Raw genomic sequence first — 7,768 nt, 5'->3', positions numbered from 1 at the left:
ACATACTGGTCGCATCGGGTTGAGCGCTGCTGCTTCGGAGCCTCCGCACATTGAGTGTAGGCCTGCCGAAGAGCCGGTGGCGGATCGAACGATTCAAAGACCTCCTGGGCGGGCGTTCGAGTGAGCTTTTCATGGGCAAGAATAAGGCCGGCCGGACCCGCGAGGATGAGGATCGCTATGAAGCCGTGATGGATCTTTCGCATCGGCTTACGTCGGGCCTTTATGGTTAAGACGGAGTTAACCTATTCCCCATGACATAGACGCGTGTAACTGCATAGCATAGCGGACTATGCCGAGCCTAAGGATGCGAATTGATGACAGAGCGCTCCGAGCGAGAGGACGATCAACCTGAAACAGATGCAAAGGCCAGCACACCGCAGCTGGATCGACTGGAGCAGCTGGCCAATGCCGCTGCCACTGCCGCCCAAGCAAAGCAGTGGCGCGCACGCAAGAACGGTATCAATCAAGAGGAGGAAGCATCGGAGGTCCGCGACCTCAGTAACAACGCTGAGGCCCGGGCTCGGGCAGAGGAAGCGATGCGGCAGATGATGGCAAAGCCACAGTCCAAACGACGTGGATATTGAGATCTGAGCCTTACTTTAAACATTGATTCTGACATTTGGACGATCCGAGCGGGATTAAGGAAGTGTTCAGCCCTTGCTGGCCATGGTCTCGCCCCCTTTGCCCCTACAGCTGACAGCGAGGCACAGTTTAGGAGTTGAACCGCGCCGGATTTTCCGGAGGCTAGTTGGCTTGGATTCTATGCGGCCATCGGCGTGAGCTCAAGCTGGGCATGATAAGCGGCTTCCGCCTCGGCGGGCGGAATGCTGCCGATGGGCTCGAGCAGGCGCCGGTTGTTGAACCAGTCGACCCACTCGAGGGTGGCAAACTCGACGGCCTCAAACGAGCGCCACGGACCGCACCGATGGATCACCTCGGTCTTAACAGGCCGATGACGGTTTCCGCCAAGGCATTGTCGTACGCGTCGCCGACACTGCCGACGGATGGCTCAATCCCCGCCTCGGCGAGGCGCTCGGTGTACTTCAGTGACACGTCTTGAACTCCCCTGTCGGAGTGGTGAATGAGGTTGGCTCGCCAGGGCTGCCGGTCATGGAGAGCTTGCTCGAGAGCATCGAGCACGAACTCGGCCCGGGCCGAACGCGACACCCGCCAACCCACGATCCTGCGAGCGAAGGCGTCGATCACGAAGGCCACAGAGACAAAGCCCGACCAGGTCGCCACATCGGTGAAGTCACTCACCCACAAGGCGTTCGGCCGCGGCGCCTTGAACTGCCGGTTGACCCGATCGCGCGGGCAAGGGGCGGCAGCGTCGCTGACGGTGGTCCTAATGCTTCTGCCGCGCACCACCCCTTGGAGGCCCAACTGCCGCATCAGCCGGGCGACCGTGCAGCGCGCCACCTCGATGCCCTCGCGCGGCAGCTGGCGCCAGACCTTGCGCACGCCAGAGACGCCGAAGTTGGCCGCGAAGACCCGGCGGATCTCCTGGCTGAGGTCGGCGTCCCGGCGCTCCCGGGCCGGTCGGCGGTCGGGATGGGCCTTGCGGGCGGCGTGCTCATGGTAGGTCGACGGGGCGATCGGCAGCACACGGCAGATCGGCTCGACCCCGTAAACCTCACGATGCTCGTCGATGAACGCCTTCATGGCTTGAAGCGGCGGTCGAGCTCCGCCTGGGCAAAATACGCGCTGGCCTTGCGCAGGATCTCGTTGGCACGGGGGTGTTCGCTTCGTCATGGCTCCATCCGGTCAGGAGTTGGAGCCTCCGGGAATCCCGGTGCGGTTCACAACAGGCCGACCCCGAGATCCGCGGCAATCGCGCGCCGGCTGCGGCCGCTGGTCAGGGCGAGCCGCACCGCCTCATCCCGAAACTCTCTCGTAAAGCGTGTGTGGGGCATGGAGATCCTCCTGCTTCATCAGCGGCTCTCCAGCTTTTCGGAGCAAGTCCAGCCCGCCTGTACGCAGTGGTGCGTCTGCACGGCAATCTGTTCCAGCCATCGTTCAAGCTACAGGAGAAGACGCGGATCGGAGCTCGTGTGATCAAGCGCTATCATGCGCCGGTTTCGCCTGCCGCCCGCGTGCTGGCTCATCCCGGTGTGAGCGAGGCAGACAAAGAGCGGCTACGGGATCTGATAGAAGCATCGGATCCGGTGATGCTGTTCACCGGGATTCGTGTGGCCCAGGAAGAGCTCGGGAAGCGGGTTGATCGTCGTGGCCTGAACAGCACGCCTGAGGAACCGGTCGCCATTGATCTTCAGCGCTTCGCGGCGAGCTTGAAGACGGCCTGGCGGGCCGGCGAGACGCGACCGACGCACCGACGGCCGTATCGGCGCACCAAGCCATATCCGAAGCGGCCGAGCATGTTTGAGCCGTATGAGTCTCAGATCAAAGCGTGGCTTGAGGCCGAGCCCGCGATCCCGGCGGCAACGGTGCTCCAGCGTCTCATGGATGTTGATCCGTCGCACTTCCGGACGAGGAGCCTGAGGATGGTGCAACGGGTCGTGAAGGCTTGGCGGGCTGACGTGATGGGACGGATCATCCTCGACGGAGACTGGATCAAGCGGGCGCACGCCAACCCTTCAGCCACCCGAAGGAGAGATCGTTCGTTCCATCACAGCGCCCGGTAACATTCTTCGGTGAGGCAACAGGTACAGTCACTTCTACAAGTCGGCACTGACTTGGACTTTGCATCGCATCGATGCCTTCCTGATCCGCTGGGCCTGCAACAAATTCAAACGGTTGCGCCGGCGGCGCCAATGGCCGAACATCGGGAGCCGTATGACGCGAGAGTGTGCGCCGTGCAAAACGGCGAGTCGAATCCTCATCCAAGATGAGAGGAGCCGGGAGAAGTGCTTCTGGGTCAACCACCTGACCGGATGGCGAAAGCCTTACGGGACAAGAGCATGGTGGTAAAACGGGGGCTGGGCGAACATGCCAGACCCAACGCCCCGCAAGGCCCGCGCGATAAGGTCAAGGCTGGATTGCTTGAACCCTAGTCACCAGCGATGGAACCGCACATCCCGCGCCACGGCATGTCAGGGCACGGTCGGCAGGATAGGACGGTTTACGTTTCGCGGCCTGAAACTCCCCCTGCCGAACGACGGCCAATGAGGCTGTTCAAGGGGACGAACGGAGGACCTAAGTCGCGCTAACACGTTCGACTCGTACGAACACGGGATCGCCTTCGGGCCGCGAGGCCCATGGCGACGGAGCGGTCGTAGTAGTCGGAGGACGGGAAAGCCGTCCACAGGGCGAAGGACCGCAGGTGTCTGACAGTCCTGCATGTAAGGTAGCCGGGATGGCAAGCGCCGAAATATTACGGACCGTCTATTCCGATTGTTCCGACAACGGAGGAAAAGGACACTGGAAAGCCGGACGAGATCGAAAGACTCATATCCGGTTTGGAGAGGGTTGCGCCTTGCAAGCGCGTTGAAGTCTGCCGTCTGAGCTGGCGGCCGCGGCAAAGCCTAGCGAGCAGCCGCGAACCGAGTCTTGCGTGGCGTCCGGTAACGGCCGTTGCGAAGCGTAGACAGGGAGGTTGTAGGCCGGAATGAAGTGAACGGGAATATAGCCCCGAAATCGAACGTGATCGGAGTAGCCGACCCTGTCTCTCTAAGGGGAAGGCGGAATCGAAGGCCGCGCTTTCGCTAGCGGTCTGAGGTGCTCTCGGGGTTCGTACCGCCAGCATGCAACCGAAGGCATTGACGTAAACAAGGGAGATCCATCCGGTTCAAGCGCAAGCTTGTAGGACCTGCCAAGCCGATGAGGTGAGAAGGGCCTGATGACTGGGTGGAAGTCAGACTGACTGATAGTACTCCGAGGACGGGAGAGCCGGCCACATGGGGAAGCGGTCAGCGGCAGGTGAAATGGTCTTGGGCAACATGGGCTCCATTCAACGGGAGTCACAGCCTTCTCTTCAAAGAGAAGATGAGCTGACCATGGAAACGGAACTTGAACGTATAGCAGCGAAAGCTCGGTGTGAGCCGAAACTCCGCTTTACGTCGCTTGCCCATCATATCACGCCCGACCGGGTGCAGAGGAATCTGTTGAGGATTCCGCAGCGCTCGGCCGCCGGGGTGGATGGTCAGACGGCGACGGCGGCGAAGGAGAGCTTTGGGGAGTGGATCGAGCCGATGCTCCAATCCATTCACCGCCAAGGATATCGCGCGCCGGCAGTCCGGCGCGTTTACATCCCCAAGCCCGGAAAGACGGAGAAGCGCCCCCTGGGCGTGCCAACGATCTCGGACCGGGCCCTCCAGCGCAGTGCAGCCGAGGTGCTGTCCGCTATCTACGAGCAGGACTTCTTGCCCTGTTCGTTTGGCGGGCGGCCTGGGCTGAGTGCTCATCATGCCCTGGCGACCCTCACCGAGGTCATCGCAGGCGGCAAGATCAGTTGGGTGCTGGAGGCGGACCTGAAGAACTTTTTCGGGAGCCTGTCCCATGAATGGATGCTCCGGTTCGTCGAACATCGCGTCGGGGATCCGCGCCTGATCAGCTTGATCTGGCGCTGGTTGAAGGCGGGCGTCATGGAAGATGGAGCGGTCCATCCAAGCGACGAAGGAACTCCACAAGGTGGGTCGATCAGTGTGCTGTTGAGCAACCTCTACCTGCACTATGTGCTTGACCTCTGGTTCGAGCGCGGTGAGGGTCCGGTTGCGGGGCGAAGCCCGGCTGGTGCGCTACATCGACGATTTTGTGATCTGCTTCCAAGATCGCGAGGATGCGCTGCGTGTCGCAGACGCCCTGCGTCACCGGTTGGGGAAGTTCAGCCTCACCTTGGAGCCGACCAAGACCAAGTTGGTTGAGTTTGGCCGGTTCGCGCAGCGACATGCGGACAAGCGCGGCAGGAACCGCCCGGAAACGATCTGCTTTCTGGGCCTGACGCTGTACTGCACGCGTAACCGAAAAGGCAACTTCAAGGTTGGGATGCGCACCGAGAAATCTCGGCTCAAGCGCAGCCTTCTGTCTCTGGGGAGCTGATGCGGCGAGTCCGGCATGATGCTATCAGTGATCAGGTCGCGGACATAAACCGCGTCCTGCGCGGCCACTATGCCTATTACGGCGTCCCGGGAAATCTCCGGTCGCTGATCAAGGTGTACTAGGGCGTGGAGCGTTACTGGCGCAGAATGCTGGGCAGCCGCAGCCGTGATAGCGGGCGCCTCAGTTGGAGCACTTTCAACCAGATCAAAGAACGGAACCCGCTCCTGCGACCCAAACTGCGGCTCCCACATCGGGAACTGCAGGCACTTGCAGTGCTGTGAACCAACTGCCGAAGAGCGTGGTGCGGTAGCTCCGCACGCCACGTTCTGTGGGAACCGGGGCGGGTGACTGCCTCCGGTGACCCGGTGAAAGGTTGTAAGGCCCTACCCACCCTACAAAGCGGCGTCACCACCAAGATGGCCCAGACCCATGCCCGAGCCCCACGCGGGCAGCGCGCCTATGGCTCGATCCCGCTCGGCTCGTGGCAGCGGCTGACGTTGTTGGGGGCGCTCGCCTGTGAGGGCCTGATTGCCACGATGAGCATCGAGGCCTCGAGCTCGACGCCCGTGCTGCTGGCCTATCTCGAACAGGTGCTGGTGCCGGCTCTCAAACGCACCAAGCCGGATGCCATTCTGGTGATGGATAACCTGCGCCCGCATCACGCCACAGAAGTGCGGGACCTGCTCGATCAGGCTGGGATTGGACTGCTGTACCTCCCGCGCTATTCCCCGGAGTTCAACCCGATTGAGCAGGCCTGGGCCAAGATGAAAGAGCGGCTCAAGGCCAAAGCGCCCCGCAGCCTGGAGGCGCTCGAGGCAGAACTCAAACCGGCTCTCGGGTCCATCACGGCCCAAAATGCCAGAGGCTGGATCAGGCACGCCGGCTATGCCCTACACTGAGACCGAAAGCGCTTTCGGGATTCATGAAGCAGTCCGTGGCATCACTTGCACATCATCAAGGTGGTGCAAGTGTCAGCCGAGCTGGAAATCCCGAATTATGCGGACGAGGACATTTCCGATCCTCGTGAAGTCCTCACGCTGTATGAAAGGCATCGGGGCTTCGCATGGATTCTTCTCGGTTTGGCGAGTTCAAATCCGTTCGAAAAGTACGGCGTGGACCATCTGTTCGAAGGGCGGGCTCACCTAACCCGATTAATTCACGGCGACCCTTCTGAGGTTGGCTTTGCGAGCCTTACTGGTAGCTTTGACGGGCTTTCAGGCATGTCTTCACCACCTCCAAGGATTCGGCTTGGCGGATGAGAGCGGCGGGTTTGCAGGTGGACGGGACAGGGCTCGGGTCAGGGGCGTGTGCGCCCCATTGATCAGGTGACGAGGCGCGGCAGACGGCCGAGAACCACGCGCAGGATCGTCTGGTCAGGACAGGCGCTCGGCAAGTGCAGCTGGATCTGGGTCTTCCGTTCAACCACCCGGGCGGCGATCTTGATCAGGCGCAGCCGCAAGGTGTCGAATTGCGCGATGCGCCAGAGCGAGCGCTTCGGCATCCTCGCCCGCAGGACCCACATCAGCCAATAGGCGCCGGCATGCAGGAACAGCCGGAATTGGTTCGCCGTCGCTCGGGAGCAGGACGTGCGGTCGGCCGCCAGGTGGGCTTTCCAGGCCTTGATGTGGTTTTCCGCCGTGCCGCGCCGACAGTAGATCCGCTCATAGAGCGTTCTGGCTTTGCCGCCAGTGAGATTGGTGACGATGAACCGCGTGTCGCTGCCCTGCGCGCCCGCTTCGACACGAGCGATGATGCGCTCGACCCGGCTCCAGCTTGCAGCACCGTCGAAGAACTCCGTGAAGCGCCGCACCTTGCCTTTCCGAGGAGCCGCGGCAAAGCGCGCCTTGGCGCTCGCCTCCAGACCCGCAACGTGCCGGCGCAGGGTCGAGGTTGAGGCCACTCCGAGGATGAAGTCAACGCCGTTGGCTCGGCACCAATCGATCACCAGCGGACCGCAGTAATGGCTGTCAGCCCGGATCAGGATGCGGGTGGTGGGCCAGTGGGTTCGGATCGCCCGGATGAGCCGGCGCAGATGAGCCCGGATCTCGCTGCCCTTGGGCCGACGGGCCGGCCGCAGCACGGCCGTGATGAAGCGGCCCTCACCGTCGAACACGACTATGGGCTGAAAGCCGTATTCGTCGTAATGGGCATTGAACAGCCGCAGCTGCTGGTCGCCGTGAACGGCATCGAAAGTGTCGTCGAGGTCGAGCACGATCTGCTTCGGCACCTGTCCGAACGAAGCGCAGTACAGATCGATCATCGTGCGTCCCATACGCAGCAGCGACCGCGCATCGGGCATATTCTCCAGGCGCGAGAGCGTCGGCTGTGAGGCGAGATGGCGATCCGATGGCAGCACGTCCTGCGCCATCTTGAAGATCGGGTCGGAGCGCAGGCTGATGGCGTCGTTGCAATCCTCATAACCGGCAGCGATCATCAACAGCCGGAAGCGGATCAGATCGGCCAGGCGATGAATGACCTGATCCTGAGAGCGTGGGTCATCGATGCACGCGGCGAGCCGCTCGGCGACACCCAAACGCTTCTCCACCTCGCGCAGGGCGAGAACTCCGGCGTCGGAGGACAGCAGGCCGCCGTCGAACCGAGCCAGTACGGTTTTGCCGGTAACAGGTGACAGGCCCGGTAGTGGAAGCGTAGAGTGGTTCATGGCGGGTGGGTTCTCCCAGAAATGACGCGGATCGGCTTCGACAACCAAATCCTAAGTCATCTCAGGGGCTTGAGCTACACCCGCCAACCCTCCATGAATTTTCCGGGCTAG

General features: G+C 62.0%; 8 protein-coding genes, 2 pseudogenes and 1 other annotated feature. Of the genes and pseudogenes, 6 read left to right on the top strand and 4 right to left on the bottom strand.

The window, feature by feature from the left end; translation table 11 throughout:
* Nucleotides 1–203, bottom strand: a 203-nt coding sequence (locus DDF70_RS37710; protein ID WP_205772561.1) for a hypothetical protein, incomplete at its 3' end; no start/stop codon positions are given.
* Between the two features lie 111 nt (nucleotides 204–314).
* On the opposite strand from DDF70_RS37710, the gene DDF70_RS34560 reads away from it, so the two are divergent.
* The gene (locus tag DDF70_RS34560; RefSeq protein ID WP_114948756.1) at nucleotides 315–584 is read left to right on the top strand and encodes a hypothetical protein; all 270 of its coding nucleotides are present in this window, start codon (nucleotides 315–317) and stop codon (nucleotides 582–584) included.
* Nucleotides 585–760: 176 nt separating this feature from the next.
* Here DDF70_RS34560 and DDF70_RS34555 read toward each other — a convergent pair.
* Both DDF70_RS34555 and DDF70_RS39475 read right to left on the bottom strand, forming a co-directional pair.
* A pseudogene (locus tag DDF70_RS34555) lies at nucleotides 761–1,733 on the bottom strand (IS3 family transposase); the annotation flags it as partial.
* Nucleotides 1,588–1,704 (bottom strand) — a sequence feature (AL1L pseudoknot). It overlaps the preceding pseudogene by 117 nt.
* A 66-nt stretch (nucleotides 1,734–1,799) precedes the next feature.
* The gene (locus tag DDF70_RS39475; RefSeq protein ID WP_483466659.1) at nucleotides 1,800–1,913 is read right to left on the bottom strand and encodes a transposase; all 114 of its coding nucleotides are present in this window, start codon (nucleotides 1,911–1,913) and stop codon (nucleotides 1,800–1,802) included.
* Nucleotides 1,914–2,051: 138 nt separating this feature from the next.
* Here DDF70_RS39475 and DDF70_RS34545 point away from each other — a divergent pair, with 138 nt between their 5' ends.
* The 5 genes and pseudogenes from DDF70_RS34545 to DDF70_RS37280 all read left to right on the top strand — a co-directional run bounded on the left by DDF70_RS34545 (nucleotide 2,052) and on the right by DDF70_RS37280 (nucleotide 6,254).
* The gene (locus DDF70_RS34545; RefSeq protein ID WP_245435773.1) at nucleotides 2,052–2,642 is read left to right on the top strand and encodes a hypothetical protein; all 591 of its coding nucleotides are present in this window, start codon (nucleotides 2,052–2,054) and stop codon (nucleotides 2,640–2,642) included.
* A 1,212-nt stretch (nucleotides 2,643–3,854) separates the two neighbouring features.
* A pseudogene (locus DDF70_RS39115) lies at nucleotides 3,855–4,586 on the top strand (reverse transcriptase domain-containing protein); the annotation flags it as partial.
* An 82-nt stretch (nucleotides 4,587–4,668) separates the two neighbouring features.
* A complete protein-coding gene (locus tag DDF70_RS38535; protein ID WP_245435772.1) occupies nucleotides 4,669–4,995 on the top strand; it encodes a reverse transcriptase domain-containing protein in 327 nt (108 codons plus the stop codon).
* Between the two features lie 365 nt (nucleotides 4,996–5,360).
* The gene (locus tag DDF70_RS34530) at nucleotides 5,361–5,894 is read left to right on the top strand and encodes an IS630 family transposase (protein ID WP_162820886.1); all 534 of its coding nucleotides are present in this window, start codon (nucleotides 5,361–5,363) and stop codon (nucleotides 5,892–5,894) included.
* 45 nt (nucleotides 5,895–5,939) lie between these two features.
* Entirely contained in the window at nucleotides 5,940–6,254 is a 315-nt protein-coding gene (locus DDF70_RS37280; RefSeq protein WP_162820885.1) for a hypothetical protein, read from the top strand.
* Nucleotides 6,255–6,316: 62 nt separating this feature from the next.
* On the opposite strand, the gene DDF70_RS34525 is transcribed toward DDF70_RS37280, so the two are convergent.
* Nucleotides 6,317–7,657 carry an IS1380 family transposase gene (locus DDF70_RS34525; protein ID WP_114946107.1) on the bottom strand — a complete coding sequence of 447 codons (1,341 nt, stop codon included), beginning with the start codon at nucleotides 7,655–7,657 and terminating at the stop codon, nucleotides 6,317–6,319.
* Nucleotides 7,658–7,768 lie beyond the last annotated feature (111 nt).

Source organism: Microvirga calopogonii, from assembly GCF_003347665.1.
Lineage (GTDB): Bacteria > Pseudomonadota > Alphaproteobacteria > Rhizobiales > Beijerinckiaceae > Microvirga > Microvirga calopogonii.
This window is presented reverse-complemented; position numbering and strand designations above follow the sequence as displayed.